The sequence below is a fragment of the Pseudochrobactrum lubricantis genome (assembly GCF_041929865.1).
GTDB lineage: Bacteria > Pseudomonadota > Alphaproteobacteria > Rhizobiales > Rhizobiaceae > Pseudochrobactrum > Pseudochrobactrum saccharolyticum.
Genome location: NZ_JBHEEE010000005.1, coordinates 186,424 through 204,545, shown reverse-complemented (window position 1 = coordinate 204,545; position 18,122 = coordinate 186,424). Strand labels below are relative to the sequence as shown.

General features: G+C 51.1%; 24 protein-coding genes and 1 tRNA gene. 7 read left to right on the top strand and 18 right to left on the bottom strand.

The genetic code is table 11. The annotated features are described in order from the left end of the window. Positions 1-138: 138 nt before the first annotated feature. From mnhG to JNC80_RS12260, 6 genes are read right to left on the bottom strand one after another with little or no spacing between them, the layout of a single operon-like run. Positions 139-492: a monovalent cation/H(+) antiporter subunit G gene (gene mnhG, locus JNC80_RS12285; protein WP_028233201.1), complete on the bottom strand. Its 354-nt coding sequence runs from the start codon at positions 490-492 to the stop codon at positions 139-141. Further along, positions 489-770, bottom strand: a complete 282-nt coding sequence (locus JNC80_RS12280; protein ID WP_022709184.1) for a K+/H+ antiporter subunit F — start codon at positions 768-770, stop codon at positions 489-491. The genes mnhG and JNC80_RS12280 overlap by 4 nt, the downstream gene beginning before the upstream one ends. After that, a complete protein-coding gene (locus JNC80_RS12275; RefSeq protein WP_376710510.1) occupies positions 767-1,249 on the bottom strand; it encodes a Na+/H+ antiporter subunit E in 483 nt (160 codons plus the stop codon). Before JNC80_RS12275 ends, JNC80_RS12280 begins: the two co-directional genes overlap by 4 nt. After that, the gene (locus JNC80_RS12270; protein WP_022709182.1) at positions 1,246-2,898 is read right to left on the bottom strand and encodes a monovalent cation/H+ antiporter subunit D; all 1,653 of its coding nucleotides are present in this window, start codon (positions 2,896-2,898) and stop codon (positions 1,246-1,248) included. Before JNC80_RS12270 ends, JNC80_RS12275 begins: the two co-directional genes overlap by 4 nt. Then, the gene (locus JNC80_RS12265) at positions 2,898-3,233 is read right to left on the bottom strand and encodes a Na+/H+ antiporter subunit C (RefSeq protein WP_022709181.1); all 336 of its coding nucleotides are present in this window, start codon (positions 3,231-3,233) and stop codon (positions 2,898-2,900) included. The genes JNC80_RS12270 and JNC80_RS12265 overlap by 1 nt, the downstream gene beginning before the upstream one ends. Continuing rightward, positions 3,233-6,178: a monovalent cation/H+ antiporter subunit A gene (locus JNC80_RS12260; RefSeq protein ID WP_376710509.1), complete on the bottom strand. Its 2,946-nt coding sequence runs from the start codon at positions 6,176-6,178 to the stop codon at positions 3,233-3,235. The genes JNC80_RS12265 and JNC80_RS12260 overlap by 1 nt, the downstream gene beginning before the upstream one ends. Before the next feature lie 380 nt (positions 6,179-6,558). Between JNC80_RS12260 and JNC80_RS12255 the strand changes: the two genes are divergently transcribed. Next, the gene (locus JNC80_RS12255) at positions 6,559-7,884 is read left to right on the top strand and encodes an NAD(P)/FAD-dependent oxidoreductase (RefSeq protein ID WP_376710508.1); all 1,326 of its coding nucleotides are present in this window, start codon (positions 6,559-6,561) and stop codon (positions 7,882-7,884) included. Positions 7,885-7,993: 109 nt separating this feature from the next. On the opposite strand, the gene crcB is transcribed toward JNC80_RS12255, so the two are convergent. From crcB to JNC80_RS12205, 10 genes are all read right to left on the bottom strand, one after another. Then, entirely contained in the window at positions 7,994-8,368 is a 375-nt protein-coding gene (gene crcB / locus JNC80_RS12250) for a fluoride efflux transporter CrcB (RefSeq protein ID WP_376710507.1), read from the bottom strand. A gap of 29 nt (positions 8,369-8,397) precedes the next feature. Beyond that, positions 8,398-8,610: a DNA gyrase inhibitor YacG gene (gene yacG, locus JNC80_RS12245; protein WP_022709176.1), complete on the bottom strand. Its 213-nt coding sequence runs from the start codon at positions 8,608-8,610 to the stop codon at positions 8,398-8,400. After that, the gene (locus tag JNC80_RS12240; protein ID WP_376710506.1) at positions 8,610-9,230 is read right to left on the bottom strand and encodes a Maf-like protein; all 621 of its coding nucleotides are present in this window, start codon (positions 9,228-9,230) and stop codon (positions 8,610-8,612) included. Before JNC80_RS12240 ends, yacG begins: the two co-directional genes overlap by 1 nt. 41 nt (positions 9,231-9,271) lie before the next feature. After that, positions 9,272-9,490 (bottom strand): translation initiation factor IF-1, encoded by a 219-nt coding sequence (infA, locus tag JNC80_RS12235; protein ID WP_022709174.1) that lies wholly within the window; start codon positions 9,488-9,490, stop codon positions 9,272-9,274. Between the two features lie 125 nt (positions 9,491-9,615). After that, positions 9,616-10,086, bottom strand: coding sequence for an arsenate-mycothiol transferase ArsC (locus tag JNC80_RS12230; RefSeq protein ID WP_022709173.1), 471 nt, complete (start codon positions 10,084-10,086; stop codon positions 9,616-9,618). Between the two features lie 3 nt (positions 10,087-10,089). Then, the gene (locus JNC80_RS12225; RefSeq protein WP_022709172.1) at positions 10,090-10,572 is read right to left on the bottom strand and encodes a UPF0262 family protein; all 483 of its coding nucleotides are present in this window, start codon (positions 10,570-10,572) and stop codon (positions 10,090-10,092) included. A 54-nt stretch (positions 10,573-10,626) separates the two neighbouring features. Next, positions 10,627-11,919, bottom strand: coding sequence for a histidinol dehydrogenase (gene hisD, locus JNC80_RS12220; RefSeq protein ID WP_225688645.1), 1,293 nt, complete (start codon positions 11,917-11,919; stop codon positions 10,627-10,629). 9 nt (positions 11,920-11,928) lie between these two features. Continuing rightward, positions 11,929-12,387 carry a DUF2948 family protein gene (locus JNC80_RS12215; protein WP_376710505.1) on the bottom strand — a complete coding sequence of 153 codons (459 nt, stop codon included), beginning with the start codon at positions 12,385-12,387 and terminating at the stop codon, positions 11,929-11,931. A 145-nt stretch (positions 12,388-12,532) separates the two neighbouring features. Next, positions 12,533-13,822 (bottom strand): UDP-N-acetylglucosamine 1-carboxyvinyltransferase, encoded by a 1,290-nt coding sequence (gene murA / locus JNC80_RS12210; RefSeq protein ID WP_376710504.1) that lies wholly within the window; start codon positions 13,820-13,822, stop codon positions 12,533-12,535. 383 nt (positions 13,823-14,205) lie between these two features. Continuing rightward, a complete protein-coding gene (locus JNC80_RS12205; RefSeq protein WP_221723578.1) occupies positions 14,206-14,388 on the bottom strand; it encodes a hypothetical protein in 183 nt (60 codons plus the stop codon). Between the two features lie 150 nt (positions 14,389-14,538). Here JNC80_RS12205 and JNC80_RS12200 point away from each other — a divergent pair. Both JNC80_RS12200 and JNC80_RS12195 read left to right on the top strand, forming a co-directional pair. Further along, positions 14,539-14,613 (top strand) — tRNA-Thr (locus JNC80_RS12200). 288 nt (positions 14,614-14,901) lie between these two features. Further along, complete coding sequence (locus tag JNC80_RS12195) at positions 14,902-15,534, top strand: LysE family translocator (protein WP_075656896.1); 633 nt, start codon at positions 14,902-14,904, stop codon at positions 15,532-15,534. A gap of 117 nt (positions 15,535-15,651) precedes the next feature. Here the strand turns inward: JNC80_RS12195 and JNC80_RS12190 are convergent, their stop codons facing one another. Then, complete coding sequence (locus JNC80_RS12190) at positions 15,652-16,227, bottom strand: DUF1003 domain-containing protein (protein WP_376710503.1); 576 nt, start codon at positions 16,225-16,227, stop codon at positions 15,652-15,654. 160 nt (positions 16,228-16,387) lie between these two features. Between JNC80_RS12190 and JNC80_RS12185 the strand changes: the two genes are divergently transcribed. The 4 genes from JNC80_RS12185 to JNC80_RS12170 all read left to right on the top strand — a co-directional run bounded on the left by JNC80_RS12185 (position 16,388) and on the right by JNC80_RS12170 (position 17,892). Continuing rightward, on the top strand, positions 16,388-16,603 hold the full coding sequence (locus JNC80_RS12185) for a DUF4287 domain-containing protein (RefSeq protein WP_376710502.1): 216 nt from the start codon (positions 16,388-16,390) through the stop codon (positions 16,601-16,603). Positions 16,604-16,632: 29 nt separating this feature from the next. Continuing rightward, positions 16,633-16,983: a hypothetical protein gene (locus tag JNC80_RS12180; RefSeq protein ID WP_376710501.1), complete on the top strand. Its 351-nt coding sequence runs from the start codon at positions 16,633-16,635 to the stop codon at positions 16,981-16,983. 73 nt (positions 16,984-17,056) lie between these two features. Continuing rightward, positions 17,057-17,428 (top strand): hypothetical protein, encoded by a 372-nt coding sequence (locus JNC80_RS12175; RefSeq protein ID WP_376710500.1) that lies wholly within the window; start codon positions 17,057-17,059, stop codon positions 17,426-17,428. A gap of 104 nt (positions 17,429-17,532) precedes the next feature. Beyond that, entirely contained in the window at positions 17,533-17,892 is a 360-nt protein-coding gene (locus tag JNC80_RS12170) for a hypothetical protein (protein ID WP_376710499.1), read from the top strand. A 72-nt stretch (positions 17,893-17,964) separates the two neighbouring features. On the opposite strand, the gene JNC80_RS12165 is transcribed toward JNC80_RS12170, so the two are convergent. Continuing rightward, positions 17,965-18,120 (bottom strand): hypothetical protein, encoded by a 156-nt coding sequence (locus JNC80_RS12165; RefSeq protein WP_022709160.1) that lies wholly within the window; start codon positions 18,118-18,120, stop codon positions 17,965-17,967. Positions 18,121-18,122 lie beyond the last annotated feature (2 nt).

Below are 18,122 nucleotides of genomic sequence, written 5' to 3'. Positions count from 1 at the left end.
AGTTGCTCCCGTATTTTCTGAACTTTCAGAAATTACTGAAATTTCAGATATTATTATTGTTGCTCCTCCGCAACCCGCAAAGCAGGTCTGGACAATAAGTCGCAACACAAATCAGAGAAGAGGCACGTCCAGAAATCGCTAATAAAGGTCGTTTGAGGTCGGCAATTGCCGGCTGTCATCCGTTTTATCGCGATGCATGGTTGCCCGCGTCAATAGCATCAGTGTTACCGGCGTTGTCACAAACACAAAAGCGGTAATTAACAGTTCATGCAAAACCGGTCGCGATTGCAAGACTGTAAAGAAAATAATTGATGCAATGAGAATGCCGCCGACACCAAAAGTCGTGCCGAGTGTCGGGGCATGAATCCGTTCATAGAACTTTTTAAAGCGCAAAAGACCGATCGCGCCGATCAGCGTAATCAGTGATCCGCCCAGCAAAAAGACCGAAACCAGAATGGCTGCCCAGAGCGGCAGTTGCGTTGCATGGTTCATTCGATCACCTCGCCGCGCATCAGGAATTTTGCCAGTGCCACGCTGGACACAAAGCCCAGCAGCGCAATCACCAAGGCCGCTTCAAAATAAATCGATGTGCCGGTGCGGATACCGAAGGTGATAAACAACATCATCATCGTCGCATAAAGCGTATCCAGGCCCAGTATGCGGTCCTGCGCACGCGGCCCTGCGATCAGACGCCATGTTGCACAAAGCAGAGCTGCCCCCAGACAAAGCTGGGACAAAAGCAGCGCCCAGGATAAAATCACTGTACTCATGTGAAAATCTCCATCAGCAGGCGTTCATAATGCTGTTTTATCACGGTGCGGAACTCATCTTCTCCGTCTTTATCGAGAATATGAATCAGCAAAACACCCGTTACGGGATTAAAATTTGCCCATGCCGTACCGGGCGTTGAGGTCACGATACAGGCCAGAATACCGAGCGGCAAACGTCCGCGCAATTGCAGGCTGATGGTCACAAATCCTGCCTGACGCTCTGGCCGGTCAAAAATAATGATTTTGATGACCGCAATATTTGACCAGAAAATATCGGCAACAACGCGGAAAAACAGTTCGATAATTGCCCTTACAGAGCGAACCCGCACCGGTTCCGGATCCAGCGAGGTGAAAGCCAGACCTGCGCCCAATGCAATGAAAAAGCCCAAAATCGTATGACCGGGTGTGAAGCCGTTGAGCAGCAGCCACATGATCCAGAAGCTCAGCGACAAAACGGGATGCGGAAACAATGCTCTCATTGTGCGTCTCCCTTCGCAGCCGGTGTGCTGGCAGCGGCCGGTTCAAATCCCGCCGAGCGTTTTGCGTCCAGAACATGGTCGATATAATTATGCGGACGATGCAGTGCCTGCGCGGTCGCATCGAGATAGCGCATCACCGGTGCCGCCTGAATGGTCAGAGCGAGACACAAAAACAACAGCCCCGCCACCGGCACCAGCTCAATAATCAGCACGCGCGGCACATTGCCTTCCATCGACGCCCAGAAAGTACGGATACCGGAGCGCGACATTGCAATCAGTGCCGAGACACCGGACAGAATAATCAGCGTGACATAGGCCCAGCTTGCTGCGGAAATCGGTGCATCAGTGCCCATGCCAGCCGGATTGAACAATGCCGACAACAGCGAGATTTTTGCCACGAAACCGGAAAACGGCGGCAGACCAATCAGCAAAATAGCGCTGACGGCAAAACAGGCACCGAGAATAGCAAGCGTTGCAGGCAAAACTGTGCCGACTTCCTCTTCCTCTTCTTCTTCCTCGTCACCATAGGCTTCAATCGTCACTGCCAGCACGTTGGCCGCCGCATCCTGACCGCGCTCCACCAGCTCAATCAGCAGAAAGAAAGCCGCAATCGTCAGCGTTGAGCTGATCATGTAGAACAGAGCGCTGCCGGTAACCGCCACATTGCCCGTACCGATTGCCGCCAGCAATGTACCGGAAGAAACCAGCACGCTGTAACCGGCAATACGCCCGAGCGCCTGCGATGCCAGCACCCCGATCAGACCGAAAGTGATCGTCGCCAGACCGATATAAAACAGTCCCGCATCACCGAAACCTGTTGTCCGTGGCGTCAGCTCACCGAAAAACAGCAAAGACAGGCGCAGCAAAACATAAATCCCGACCTTGGACATGATCGCGAACAGTGCGGCTACCGGTGCTGCCGCAGCCGTATAGGTTGTCGGCAGCCAGAAATTCAGCGGCCATGCACCGGCTTTCACCAGAAATGCCGTGCCGAGAATGGCACCGCCAGCCTGCAGGAACATCAGATCATCTGCCGGTACATTGGGAATGCGCTGTGCCAGATCGGCCATATTCAGTGTGCCGGTCACGCCATAGATCATGCTGACGCCGATCAGAAACAGCGATGAGGCCGCGAGATTAACGGCAATATAATGCAAGCCCGCTTTAACGCGGGTGGCACCGGAACCATGCAGTACCAGCCCGTAAGATGCTGCCAGCAGTACCTCGAAAAACACAAACAGGTTGAACAGATCACCGGTCAGGAATGCGCCGTTCAGCCCCATCAGCAGCAGCTGGAACAGCGTATGGAAATGCGAACCTGCTTTGTGCCAGCGTGCCAGCGCAAAACACAGTGCCGCCAGTCCGAGAATACTGGTCAGCAGCACCATCATTGCCGAGAAACGATCCAGCACCAGCACAATCGCATAGGGTGCCGGCCAGTTACCCAGCAGATAAGGAAGTACGCGGTCGTCCGGCGTATTGGCCATATTGACCAGCATGATCGCCACAACAAACAGCACAAAAGTTGCTGCAATGCTGATTGCAGCCTTCAGCACACGGCGACGCTCATCATAGAGCAGCAACAAAGCTGCGGTGATGAGCGGCAGCAGAATCGGCGCGATAATCAGATGTTCCTGCCAATCCTGCATTACTGGCTCTCCCTGCCGTCAACATGGTCGGTACCGGTCAGACCACGGGAAGCCAGCATGACCACCAGAAACAGGGCTGTCATGGCAAAGCCGATCACAATTGCTGTCAGCACCAGTGCCTGCGGCAACGGATCGGTATAAAGAGCGGGATCAGGCTGATCGCCCAGAATAGGCGCGGAATCTGTGCGTAGACTGGCCATACTGAAAATAAACAGATTAACCGCATAGGAAATCAGCGACAGGCCGATAATCACCTGAAAAGTACGCGGACGCTGCAAAAGCCACAGGCCGGAAGCTGTCAGAATACCAATACCGAGAGCGAGAATAAGTTCCATTAGCGTCCCTCTCCCTGCTTAACAAGTACGGCCTGTTCAGCCTGTTCCGATTGTGTTTTTTCCGAGCGGCGATGACGGATCGACTGGTGTGCCAAAGCAATCAGCATCAGCACAGTGGCACCAACCACAAGTGTAAAGACGCCAATATCAAACAGCAGTGCGGATGCCACCGGCATTTTGCCGATCAGCGGTACTTCCGCATAATCAAAATAGGTGGTGAGAAACGGATAACCGGCAAAAAATGAACCGGCACCGGTTGCCGCTGCGGTCAGCAAACCGAAGCCCATCCATTTCACCGGCAGAATGCGCAAATGGCTTTCCACCCAGCGGGTACCAAAGGCGAGATATTGCAGAATAAAGCCGATTGCCATCGTAATACCGGCCGCAAAACCGCCACCCGGCAGATCATGACCGCGTAGCAGCAAATGCATGGCGAAAACGATAATCACGCCGAACAAATATTGGATAATCACAGAAGGCACAGCGAGATATTCGGACAGTGTCGCACCGGCATGACGTTCCGGGTCAGCCTCATCAAAAGCATTCTGGATTTTCTGCTGTTGCGGGGATTCCATTGTGTCCGATGCCGGACGGAAACGACGCAGCAGCGCATAAACCGTCAAACCGACAATACCAAGCACCGTGATTTCCCCCAGCGTATCAAAGCCACGGAAATCCACCAGCAACACATTGACCACATTCTTGCCGCCCGCTTCCGTATAGGAATTGCCGAGGAAATAATCGGCAAGCGTCGCAGGGCTGAAACGGGTCATCATCGCATAGGACACAAGCGCCATACCGCCGCCGCCCGCCAATGCGATAATCAGATCGCGGTAACGGCGTAAGCGCGGCACCAGAGGAATGCTTGCATTTTCATCTTCCTGCCAGCGTTTCGGCAGCCAGCGCAGACCAAGCAGCAACAGAACTGTGGTGACAATCTCCACCAGCAACTGCGTGACCGCGAGATCCGGTGCGGAGAGCCACACAAATGTAAAACAGGTCACAAGCCCGGCGCCACCAAGCAACATCAGCGATGCCAGCCGGTGATATTTAGCCTGATAGGCCGCACCGACCGCACAAAGTGCGCCGATCAGCCAGACAATGGCGAAGACCGGATCCACCGGCAGCGGCACCAATGGCCCCATAAATAGTCCCGCCTGATAAACAGGCCACGCACCGGCAAAAATCGCAATCAGCATCAGCACCCGCATTTGCGGTTGCAAACGACGTGTACCGAACCGGCTTTCAATACTACGCGCCCATTTCCATGAAACAGTTACCAGCACCAGCTCAAAAATACGCTGACCATTGAGATGGCGCAGTAATGGCGGCCCTTCATCGCATTTTGCCAGATAGTTTTTCATCACCATGAAGATCACGGTTCCGCCGATGAGCGCAATCACACTCATCAGCAGCGGCACATTAAAGCCGTGCCAGATTGCAAGGCTGTATTCCGGTGTGGCACCGCCAAGAACCGACACGACAGCCGTGTGCAGGAACGGTCCGACAATCAATGTCGGCACAATACCGATCAGCAGGCAGAGCAGCACCAGCAACTCAATCGGGAAACGCACCCATTGCGGCGGTTCTTTCGGTGTATGCGGCAGGTCAACCGGTGCGGGACCAAAGAAGGTCGAATAGATAAAGCGGATCGAATAAGCGACACTGAAAGCGCTCGCCAGCGTTGCCACATAAGGCGTGACCGTATCGAGCCATGAAGACAGATGTGTCTCTACCGTTTCCGCAAAGAACATTTCTTTGGAAATGAACCCGTTCAGCAGTGGCACACCAGCCATCGCCGCACTGGCAACCATCGCCAATGTTGCCGTAATCGGCATGAAGCGGAACAAACCGCTTAGTTTTCGCAAGTCACGCGTGCCGGTTTCATGATCGATAATCCCCGCCGCCATAAACAGCGAAGCTTTGAAGATCGCATGATTGACCATGTGGAAAATCGCGGCAACGGCGGATAGCGGACTGCCGAGGCTGAGCAAAGCCGTAATCAGCCCCAGATGGCTGATGGTTGAATAGGCCAGCAGGCCTTTCAGATCCTGCTGGAACAGCGCGAACCATGCGCCCAGCAGCAAAGTCGTCAGACCGGCAAGCCCCAGCAACCAGAACCATTCTTCTGTGCCCGCCAGTGCAGGCCACAGCCGCACCATCAGAAACACGCCGAGCTTAACCATCGTGGCGGAGTGCAGATAGGCTGAAACCGGTGTCGGCGCGGCCATCGCATTCGGCAGCCAGAAATGGAACGGAAATTGTGCGCTCTTGGTGAAAGTACCAAGCAGGATCAGCACCAAAGCCACCGTATAAAGCGGATGGTTTTTAATCAGATTACCCGATGCCAGAATAACATCCAGCTCATAACTGCCGACAATATGACCAAGCAGCAGCACACCGAGCAACAGGCCAAAACCGCCAAGACCGGTAACGGTCAGTGCCATACGCGCGCCGTCACGGGCGCTGACATTCTGATACCAGTAACCGATCAGCAGGAAGGAGAAAATACTGGTGAGTTCCCAGAACACCACCATCAGGATCATATTGCCCGACAGCACCACGCCGAGCATTGCCCCCATAAAGGCAAGGAAGAATGAGAAAAAGCGCGGCACCGGATCTTCCGATGACATATAATAGCGCGCATAGATCACCACGAGCAGGCCGATGCCTGTGACCAGCATGGCAAACAGCCAGGCAAGACCATCCATCCGCAAAGTAACATTGAGACCATAGGCAGGCAACCATGCCATCTGCGTGTGCAGAACTTTACCGCCGGTCACATAAGGATAAAGCGCAATGGTCAGCAGCAATGCGGCAACCGCGGTCAGCCCCGCGAACCAGACAGCAACCTGCCGGTCATTCGATCTGAGAAGGCCTGTAAGGGCGCAGCCAATAAATGGCAGTATGATGAGCAAAAAAAGGACTTTTCCGTCCGTCACCATCCGCGCCTGCCCTCCTCAAATTCCTCAAGAGCGGTTTTCACTCTCATAAAACTACATAATTGAAACGAAATTATCTCGTTAAATCCGGTTGTTATTATGTGGTTTTGGCCTGCATAATAGCAAGTGCTTGATTGCAACTTATGTCTGCAATTTCCCGATCTCAGGCACAAAATTTCCGATTTCGATGGCTTTTACACAAGGTGTGGAAAAACTCGCCCGCAAATTATCTATTAAATTGGTTTGATGACAAAACTGAGCGCGGATTATGACATGTTTTTTTCATCAGCCTGCAAGTTCCGCCGTTGTTTCTGCAATTGTCGAATCAACCGGAATAGCCGAAGCTGCAAAGTGCAATTAATACAGGCATACAGGAATATCTTATGGGTCCGCAGACAGACAGCGTCCAGTCCTCTCCGTCCTTACCGGCAAAAACGCAGATCGCTATTATCGGCGGCGGGATTATCGGTGTGTCCACGGCACTTTATCTGGCACAGCGCGGTATTCCTGTAACCCTGCTGGAAAAAGGTGTGATTGCCGGTGAGCAATCCAGCCGCAACTGGGGCTGGTGCCGTCATACCGGCCGCGACAGCCGCGAAATGCCGCTGATTGTTGAGAGTATGAAACAATGGGCGCAGATGAATGCGCTGACCGGCAGGGAAACCGGCTTCCGCACCACCGGCATCGCCTTTGCAGCGGAAAAAGAAGAAAATCTGGAAAAATGGCGCGAATGGGTGAGCATTGCCAAAGAGCACGGCATTGACAGTCAGGTTGTAGGCAAACAACAGGCCGAAGCGCTGGCACCCGGTCTGCAACGTTCGCTCTATGGTGCGCTCTATACCGCCGCGGACGGCCGTGCAGAGCCGCAAAAAGCAGCACCTGCTATTGCAGAAAAAGCGCGCGAGCTCGGTGCTGTCATCATGCAGAATTGTGCTGTGCGCCGGATTGAAACCACCAATGGCCGCGTCAGCACTGTAATTACCGAAAAAGGCGCGGTTGAGTGTGAAGCTGTGGTAATTGCCGGCGGCAGCTGGTCCCGTCTGATTTGCTCTGATCTGGGTATTACCCTGCCGCAACTGAAAATGCGCTCCTCGGTCTTGCGCACCACACCGGTTGAAGCCGGCGTTGAGTCTGCCATCGCCTTTTCAGACTTCGCACTGCGCAAACGGATGGATGGCGGCTATACAGTTGCCAGCCTCTCAGGCAGTATTGCCGATATCGTGCCGGACAGTTTCCGCTTTCTGCCCAAATTCATTCCTGCATTGCGCACTGAATGGAAAACCGTACGCCTGCGGTTCGGCCAGCGCTTTATTGAAGAAGCTTTTGAGTGGAAATTACGCCCCGCAGATCAGACATCTATCTTCGAGAAAATCCGTATTCTTGATCCGGAGCCGCATAAAGCTGGCAATCAGGCCGTTTTCAAAGCGCTGCAACAGGCTTTGCCTGCCTTCAAAAATGTACAAATCGCCCAGCAATGGGCAGGTCTGATTGATACGACGCCGGATATTGTACCGGTCATCTCGCCGCTGGATCATCTGCCGAATTGCATTGTCGCCACCGGGTTTTCCGGCCATGGCTTTGGCATCGGCCCAGGTGCGGGTAAACTGATCGCCGATATGGTGACCGGTGAAAAGCCCGTTGTTGACCCTTCACCGTTTCATATCAACCGCTTCAGCGATGGTTCAAAAATCCATATTGAAATGTGGTGATATGCCATAGCGGTTCCGGTTAATTTTTGAATCGGCAGAACTGCTCTGACTCTTTGTTTTAACCCGCATCTTATCCCGCGAAGGCGCTTCGCACTTCTCGGGATATACTCTAAATTAGTCGCATGAGATACAGCCCTGCCATCAGGGCTGCTACGCCCAAAATCACAGAGCACAGAATATAGGCCAGTGCCGTACCTATATCACCGTTTTCCATGAGCAGCACTGTTTCCAGTGAAAAAGCCGAGAATGTCGTGAATCCACCCATAATGCCGGTGGTAAGAAACAGTTTCCAGCTCTCCGCGAGACCACCACGCGCTGAAAAATAGCCGATAATCAGCCCCATCAACAGGGAGCCGGTAATATTAACCGCAAATGTGCTGAGCGGAAACATTGTCAGTGCGGAGAAACGTGACAGTAGCAAACCGGTGCCGTAACGGGCTGCCCCGCCGATACCTGCTCCGAGAAAAACAATCAGAAAATTCATATTGCTCCCCTGACCGCTTCTGTTTTCTGTCAGCTGTTTTCCTGATCGCTGTCGTCAACCGGCTTGCCGGGAATGACATAGGCATCTGACAGCCAGCGGTTTAAGTCGACACTGCGGCAGCGCGGCGAACAAAACGGATAAGAGTCGCGTATTGAGGGTTTTCCGCATTCAGGGCAAGGCCGTGTCGGACGCAACGGCGTCACATTTTCATAGGAGGCGGCAGGTTTGTCTTTATCCGCCATCACACTTTGCCTTCATGCCACTGGTCGTAAACCGGAAAATTTTCACCTTCCAGCAATGCCTGCGTTTCATGCAACGGCAGGCCGACAATATTACTGTAGGAACCGACCATTTTGACGATAAAACTGCCTGCCAGCCCCTGAATAGCATAGCCGCCAGCTTTGCCGCGCCATTCACCGGAACTGATATAAGCATCCATCTGGCGGCGGCTCAGCCGGTCAAAGCGCACACGGCTTTCAACCAATACCTGACGCAGGCTGCCTTTCGGCGTGACCAGACAAACACCGGTAAAAACTTTATGGGCACGGCCGGAAAGCAGGCGCAGACAATCAAGCGCCACATCCTCACTCTCCGCCTTAGGCAGGATCTGCCGTCCCACGCCTACCACAGTATCGGCTGCGAGAATGAAAGCGGATTTATAATCCGCATCATTCTTCAGCTTGTCCTTGGCTCTTTCTGCTTTCTGTTTTGACAAACGTTTTGCCAGCGAACGGGGATGTTCCGAACGCTGTGGTGTTTCCTCAATATCAGCAGGCTGCAGAAATGCAGGTTCAATACCGATTTGCGCCAGAAGCTCAATGCGCCGCGGCGATGCCGAGGCCAGTACCAGAGGATAGGACATTGTTGTCTTCATGGTCAGATATGAGTCCGGCAGCAGAAATTTTATTTAAAGCGGTAGGTAATACGACCTTTGGAAAGGTCATAAGGGGTCATTTCCACCAGTACCTTGTCGCCGGCCAGAACGCGAATGCGGTTTTTACGCATACGGCCAGCCGTATGAGCGATGATTTCATGTTCGTTTTCGAGTTTTACCCGAAACATAGCATTCGGCAAAAGTTCCGTTACAATACCCGGGAACTCAAGGACTTCTTCTTTAGCCATACGTAACCTGTCTTTTAGTTTAATAAATCTGCATCATGCAGAAGGTCTGAATTTGCGCGGAACCTATATGATTAGAGTCCGTTTGTGAACAACTGAAATGGAGAACTGTTAAAAGCTCTGCTGAATCACAGAAAACGTTCAGTAATTTTCTGTTTTAAACGATCGCGAACGTCGCGGTAGGCCGATAAACGCTGTTCCCGTGAGCCGGTGACCAGTGTCGGATCAGGCATCGGCCAATATTCCACATTGGCCGCAAAACTGCGCATCCGCTCCAATACCACATGATGTGCCTGCGGTGTCAGCGTAATAATCAGGTCAAAATAACCGTCATTCAACTCTTCCAGTCCGACAGGCTGTCTTTCATTGAGCGACAGCCCCTCTTCCTCAAGCACCGCATCCACAAACATATCACGCTCGCCGCGTGTTACACCGGCTGATGCGACATAGGTTTTGCCCTGCAGCATGGAACGGGTGAGAATCTCCGCCATTGGTGAGCGTATCGCATTCATTCCGCAGACGAACAGAACGGATGCCGGTTTTTTGACAGTGGCAGCATCTGCAAGAGCATCCGGCACCGGATCAGGAATTATGCTCATCCGTCACCCGCGCCAGTGCAACACACAGACAAGCGTAAACAAACGCCGTGCCGTATCGAAATCAAGATCGATCTTACCTTCAAGCCGGTTCATCAAAGTCTGCGAGCCTTCATTATGCAAGCCGCGCCGCCCCATATCAATCGCCTCAATACGGCTCGGCGTTGCCGAGCGGATGGCTGCATAATAGCTTTCGCAGATCAGAAAATAATCTTTGACCGTTTTACGCAGCGGAGACAGCGAGAGAATATGCGTTGCCACAAGCTCGCCTGCCTCACGCGTAATATTGAAGATCAGGCGTTTTTCAACCAGTGACAAACGCAGACGATAAGGCCCGCCATTACTGTCACCAACCGGAGAAAAACTGTTTTCCTCGATCAGATCGAAAATAGCGACGGCCCGTTCATGCTCAATATCCGGCGTAGACTGGCCGATTGTCTCGTCCAGTTCCACATCGATCAGCCGGGCATTGTCACTTTTTCCGGTCATCACTCTTTACGCAGGCGGTATACAAAAAACCTGCCCGCTGTCCCTCATTTATCGTTACATATTCAGTCGTCGTGATATCGACAGACCGTGTGCCTGCAATCCTTCAGTTTCAGCCAGCGTAATCGCGGATGGTCCGAGAAGACGCAACTGCTCTGCACCCAGTTTTAAAAGCGAGGTGCGTTTTACAAAATCCATCACCGACAGGCCGGAAGAGAACCGCGCGGATCGGGCTGTCGGCAGAACATGGTTCGGCCCGCCAACATAGTCACCGATCGCTTCCGGCGTATATTTTCCGATGAAGATCGCACCGGCATTGCGGATTTTCGGTAGCAGACCATCCGTATCAGCCACTGCGATTTCCAGATGCTCGGCAGCAATACGGTTAATCAGCGGCACAGCACTGTCAAAATCATCCACCAGAATGACCGCACCAAAATCCTGCCAGCTGGCACGGGCGATTTCCGCGCGCGGCAAAGTCTGTAACTGACGTTCAACCGCATCTTCCACCGATTTGGCGAAATCCGCACTGTCGGTCAGCAGAATTGACTGGGCAAAAGCATCATGCTCGGCCTGCGCCAGCAAATCCGCAGCAATCCAGTCCGGATTATTGTCACTGTCAGCCACAACTAGCACTTCTGACGGGCCTGCAATCATATCAATGCCGACTGTGCCAAAAACCAGACGTTTTGCGGCCGCAACATAGGCATTGCCAGGACCGACGATTTTAGAAACCGGTTTGATGGTTTCAGTCCCATAGGCCAGAGCTGCAACAGCCTGCGCACCGCCCACACGGTAAATCTCTGAAACACCGGCAAGATGCGCAGCCACCAGCACCAGAGGATTCAACACGCCATCCGGTGACGGAACCACAATAACGATACGCTCGACACCCGCGACTTTAGCCGGTACCGCATTCATCAGCACCGAGCTCGGATAGCTGGCTGTACCACCCGGCACATAGAGCCCGACCGATTCAACGGCTGTCCAGCGTGAGCCAAGCTCAACACCGAGTGCATCGGTATAATAATCGTCTTTCGGCAATTGGCGCTTGTGATAGGATTCAATCCGGTCGCGCGCCACAATCAGCGCATCAATCACCGACTGGTCGGCATTTTTAACAGCTTCCTGTACTTCCTCAGCCGTCACAGCAATGCCGGTCTTTTCCAGATCAATCCGGTCAAAACGTTTGGAATAGTCGATCAGCGCCTGATCGCCGCGCTCGCGTACCTGCTGCACGATCTCACGCACGGCACGGTCAACATCTTCTGAAACTTCGCGTTTGCCTGCCAGAAACGCCGCAAAACGGTTTTCAAAATCTGCGGCACTTTGTATGAGCGTCTGAACCACGCTAACCCCTCATTTCGTCATATTATCGGCAGCTATATGATCCGGTTTATTGCCGGTTTCCCAGGCAGGCCCCAGATCAGCAAGGCGCATTTCTATCACTTCAACAGTAAGACGAATGGTCTTATCTGCTGCAAAAACCAGTTCAATCACACCGGAAGGCACATCAGCCGGTTCAAAATTAATCGCCAGCAAAGACAACACATCCTGTGGTGCGGTGCGGTCGATATTCTGTACACGCACCTGCGTTACACGGTCAAAATGCAACACGCTGCGGCGGCGCTCATAGCTCTCTTTACCGCGTGTGCGCACAGGCTGCTGTTCGCGGGCAAAACGGTTGCACGCAAGAATAAAACGCTGCTCCGCAGGGCGGTAATCCAGATCGCCGACTTTCAGAACCGCATCCTGCATATGTGCAGAAAGAATCTGTAAGTCTTCCTCATCCATTGCCACAAGCTTGAGCATTCGCAATCATTCTCCTTGAGCATTTCAATTCGCTAAAAACAGTCTATGCCATTGATATAAGCACTTAACAGTAAAAAGCACTACTGATTAATAGCAAACCCCGACCTGCGACAACAGATCGGGGTTTGGTTCAGAAAAACCTGCAAACAGATTAACCGCTGATGCGGGAAACCTCGGCCCCGCAATTGGAGAGTTTCTCTTCCAGACGTTCAAAACCACGATCCAGATGATACACGCGGTTCACAGTGGTTTCACCTTCTGCCGCCAGACCTGCAATCACCAGTGTTGCAGAGGCACGAAGATCGGTCGCCATCACCGGCGCACCCTTCAGGCGTTCAACGCCTTCAACCGTTGCGGTTTGACCCGACAGGGAGATTTTTGCACCCAGACGCACCAGTTCCTGCACATGCATGAAACGGTTTTCAAAAATCGTTTCCGTAATATGCGATGTACCTTTGGCTTTGGTCATCAGACCCATAAACTGCGCCTGCAAGTCTGTCGGGAAACCCGGAAACGGATCGGTCGTAATATTCACCGGCTCAATGCCGTGACCGTTGCGCACCACGCGAATGCCGTTTTCCACATCGGTGATTTCTGCGCCTGTCTGGCGCACGACATCCAGTGCAGACTGCAACAGGTCTGAACGGGTATTCTGCAGAACCACATCACCGCCGGTCATGGCAACAGCCATGGCATAAGTGCCTGTTTCAATACGATCAGGAATCACGCGAACGCGTGCACCTTTCAGGCTGGTCACACCCTGAATATGAATGGTCGGCGTACCCGCACCTTCAATTTTCGCACCCATGGCATTCAGGCACTCTGCGAGGTTCACCACTTCCGGCTCACAGGCCGCGTTGTGAATGATTGTATCGCCCTTGGCGAGACAGGCAGCCATCAGCGCCACATGGGTCGCACCGACAGAGACTTTCGGGAATGTGAATTCAGCACCGACAAGACCTGAGCTGGTTGTTGCACGGGCATAACCGTTTTCAATCTCGATCTTTGCGCCAAGTGCGGTCAGACTGTCGAGCATCAGATCAACCGGACGTGTACCGATCGAGCAGCCGCCTGGCAGCGACACAATCGCCTCACCGGCACGCGCCAGAAGCGGCCCGATAACCCAGAAGCTGGCGCGCATTTTAGCAACCAGCTCATAAGGTGCGGTGGTGTCGACGATATTCTTCGTGGTGAAATGCACAGTGCGCTCATAGGAGCCGTTCTGATGTTCGCGACGCCCATTGACCGAATAATCCGCACCGTGATTGCCGAGAATGCGTGTCAGCAGCTCCACGTCCGCCAGATGCGGCATATTTTCAAGCGTCAGCGTTTCATTGGTCAGAAGCGATGCAATCATCAGTGGCAGAGCTGCATTTTTCGCGCCGGAAATCGGGATAATGCCGTTCAGTTTGTTGCCGCCGGTGATTTTAATACGATCCATAATTTTTCACTTTCACGGCAATGTCTTCCGGCACAAAATGCATTCCCTGCATTTGTCGAGACAGCCTGTTTTCAGACAGTCACAGCAGATGCTGCTTCTGTCCTGTTCCGGTTTTCCTGTTACAGATATCTTTGCCGTGCAAAGTCTGCGCTGATATTGATGCTGCAATAAAGCAGTTTGGTGCTGACACAACAGCCTGATTCAATCAGAAATGTGTCTTTTATTCTAAAATCACACTTTTCATTAAAGCCATGATCCGTCCGGCAGCTTTGCATTATGCGTGAGGCTCATAATGCAACCCCGAACTGTAAATATTCAGGCTTTCGTCTTCCGGACATGATCCTAAATTGAAAAAGTTTAGAAATATCATCCGGACGAGGTATTCAGTCAGTTTCAGTCTTACCGGCAGCAGGCAATCCTTCGCCGCGCTCATCTTCCGCACCGGAACGTCTTGAACGAATCTGTGCTTTGCGGCGCATGAGATTCGCACGCAATTGTTCAGAACGGCGCTTAGCACGCTGATCTGCTTCTGCTTTTTGGGATGAGGTATCAGGCTTATCAGTCATTATGCGGTTCTTTTACACCAGCAAACCTGTTTGGAAAAGCATACATATGCACAGGTTTGTACGGTTTTTGTATTTTAAGCAAAAGAAATGCATTTGATGGCTTGCGGTTTCACGAATCTTATGCCAGAAGTCCGCCGCAACGGACAGTATGCTGCGGTAGCTCAGTGGTAGAGCACTCCATTGGTAATGGAGAGGTCGAGAGTTCAATCCTCTCTCGCAGCACCAGTTTTCCCTAACAAATCAAGTATATGTAAAGCGCCTTATTCGGGCGCTTTTTTTCAATTCTGTATGAACGCACGGAACTAAGCGCAAAGATTCGTGCATAATCCGTGCAAGCAAGCTCATACATCATTCCCTGCACATTGGTTTCCGCTCAGTTCATAAGCAACCTCAGGCTCTCGAATCTGTATTGACTCTTATACGCAATGAAACATTTTAAGATCATTCATTGAAGTTCCTGAAATTCTGTCATTCCCTGCTGTGGGAATAAGGAAGAAGCAGAGGAGTGTCCCGGTGCCCGAAATAAGTAGTCTGCTTGCTTTTGCGCTTATCGCACTCGGCATGGTGCTCACGCCCGGACCAAATATGGTTTACCTCATCTCGCGGTCGATCTGCCAAGGCCGTACGGCAGGGCTGATCTCACTCGGCGGTGTTGCCCTCGGCTTTGTGTTCTACATGCTCTGCGCTGCGCTCGGCATTACAGCGATTGTCATGGCTGTGCCCTACGCCTATGACGCGCTGCGCTTCGGAGGCGCGCTCTATCTGCTCTATTTAGCGTGGCAGGCGGTAAAACCGGGAGGCAGATCGCCGTTTCAAGTGAAGGATTTGCCAAAGGATAGTCCCCGTAAGCTTTTTATGATGGGATTTCTGACGAACCTGCTCAATCCCAAAATCGCAGTCATGTATCTGTCGCTCCTGCCACAATTCATAAGTCCCGATCATGGCAGTGTGCTTGTTCAATCCTTAGCCCTAGGCTTTACGCAGATCATCATCAGCGTGACTGTCAATGCTATGATCGCTATCGCTGCCGGTTCAATCGCAGCCTTCCTTGCCAGCCGTCCGACATGGCTGGTTATACAAAGATGGCTGATGGGTACTGTACTCGCCGGCCTTGCCATACGTATGGCAACGGAAGCGCGTCGTTAGAGTTTCAATAAAAAATCACCAAAGAACAGAAAAGGCCGCTGTCGTCGGGAAAAGTGATAATGCTTCAGCGAGCGGCCTGTTTCTCCTCTTCATCAACGATATGAATTGGTTAGTGTTCTATGGCTTTTGCACCAACACCAATTTCGATAACAGATCAATCTGTTGCTGTTGCTTTTCGATCAACGCACTCAGTTCAGTTGAGATAACCTTGTCCAGCTTGTCGTGCAAAGCCAGTATCTCGATTTCAGCTTTCAAATTGATTTCATAATCATGACCTGCATCCATACGATCTTTTGCGGCCTGTCTATTTTGGCTCATCATAATCACAGGTGCCTGAACCGCAGCCAGCATAGATAGTATGAGATTCAAAAATATATACGGATAAGGATCAAATGCCCGGATCACAGCAAGCGAATTAAAGCCTACCCATGAAGCAAGCAGAACAGCAAAGATAAAAATGAACGTCCACGAACCACCGAACTTGGCTACTTTATCGGCGAGCCGCTGCCCGATCGTTAATTTATCATCGAATGCGACATTCACGTTACGCGCAATAGTCTGACGATCAACCAAGCGCTTAAAAATTCGCATTTCTTTTTCGGTAAGGGACTCTAACGGTTTCCCGAGATAATGGATCGCCTGCTCGGAAAAATGATATTTTTGATCTGCCTCTGACTTTAAGTTTTTTGGCATATGAATCTCCGCACTAAATTCCAGACCAATGTTTCGATAGACAAATATCATTCCGCAATATTACGATTTAGCAACCGATTTTCACCATCAGGAAAATCGTGAAGATCAATGAAATGAGCAGCCTCGCAACAATAATATTTGCTCTTATAAAGGGAACATCATGACCACAGATAAGAATGTAAAAGGCCCTGCTTCATACTTTCCGTCCATTGAGAAAACATACGGAAAACCAGTCAGTCATTGGTTAGAGATTTTAAGCGGGATAAAAGGTAAAAAACATATGGAAATGGTAGCTATACTCAAATCCGAACACCAACTTGGCCATGGCCACGCAAATGCTTTGGTTGCCTATCATATGGCCTCAGCTACAGAATAATTCTTCAATCAAGGCCATCACAGATCAGTATGCAAACCTCCCTGAACATCCCTCTCAAAGCATCATTTGGAGGCTGGAAAGCCCTTCCGTGGTTTGCATGGGGAAGCAACAATATGAAACCCGTACTGATGCTCCATCCTGACAAGATAGAGTATCGGTTATTCCGCCTTCGCCAGAAACCATATTCGGTTATTTCACGCGTTGATTACCGATCAGCATGGCGTACTGAAAACATCGTCATAGAGTTCAACGATACCTTCAATACATTCATCGGGAATACAGGGGATCGCGACATGACCTGCAAAGCCCTCATATATTTGCGGGGCAGAGGCTGCTATCTTTCTGAGAGAGCCGCAGTTTTGATTGCTTCAGCCAAATAAGTGTTTCAGGGAGTGGCAGCCCATTACATAGTCACTGCGGAAATAGCATGAAACAACCAATCAAGAGGATTATATGCGGGGAATTATTGTTACAGGTGTATTGCTGGCATCTGCTGTTTCAGCCCATGGAGCAGAAAAACCACTTGAAACATATTATGCGCGGTTGAGTGCAGAAGATCATTTCAATTCAGCGGGAAAGCGCCTGACATCTGCTGCGGCGATTATTCGGCAGGATCGTGCGAATTTCCACGTCTATGGCAAGCGCGATCAGGAAGATGAACCTGATTACACATTCTCATCCAAAGAAAACCGTGCCCGTTTCGAACGCATGGCCGCCAAAGGTAAATTTTATGATGGTACAGAAAAAGCAATTCTCAATGGAACGTCTTTGATCTACGTTGAGATATATGAGGATTATGTCATCGTATCAGTGCGGGAAAATTAATTAGCTACAGGCATTGCTAAGTGCCGGAGTGTGGCGGTTTTCTTTAACGTTCATTTTGCAAATATTTGCAATAAAATACATAATTATATCAAATGGATAGCGTTATGGAAAACACCATCATTCTTTCTACAGAACAGCACTTCAATCTTAGACAGGAAGACCAATATTGTGATCTTTGGATCGTTGATTCACCAGAGAATTTATCGGTTGCAGATAGGTTGAGAGCGGACATATCTGTCAGATCAGTGACAACATTCAGAGATCGAGGCGATGCTGCTACGAATATAATTATGGTGCTCCCAACTGTGCTGGAGCACCACCCTGATTGCATAAAAATTATTGTGAGGGGGCTAGCATCTGAAGTTCATGGTAAAGTTATTAAGGGCAAACCAGAGCTATCACAAATTGCTTCTCAACAGGATATGCTTGTCTTGAAGTTAACGAACAATACCCCTGACATATAGCACTCATCCCGCCCGCTTCGTGCGCGCTTTTTACTCGCATGATCTAGCATGTGGTATGCAATAGGCGGGCTCTTACAGCCCACTTGCTTCGCCGCTCATCTGCGCTTCTTCTCTTTTTCTCTGCGCCTCTTCCTTATCTTTATCATAATGCCACTTGATAGCGAAGAACATGCAAACGCCTAATACACCAAGCTTGAAGATACCGAAGACGATAGGAACCCAATCCATTT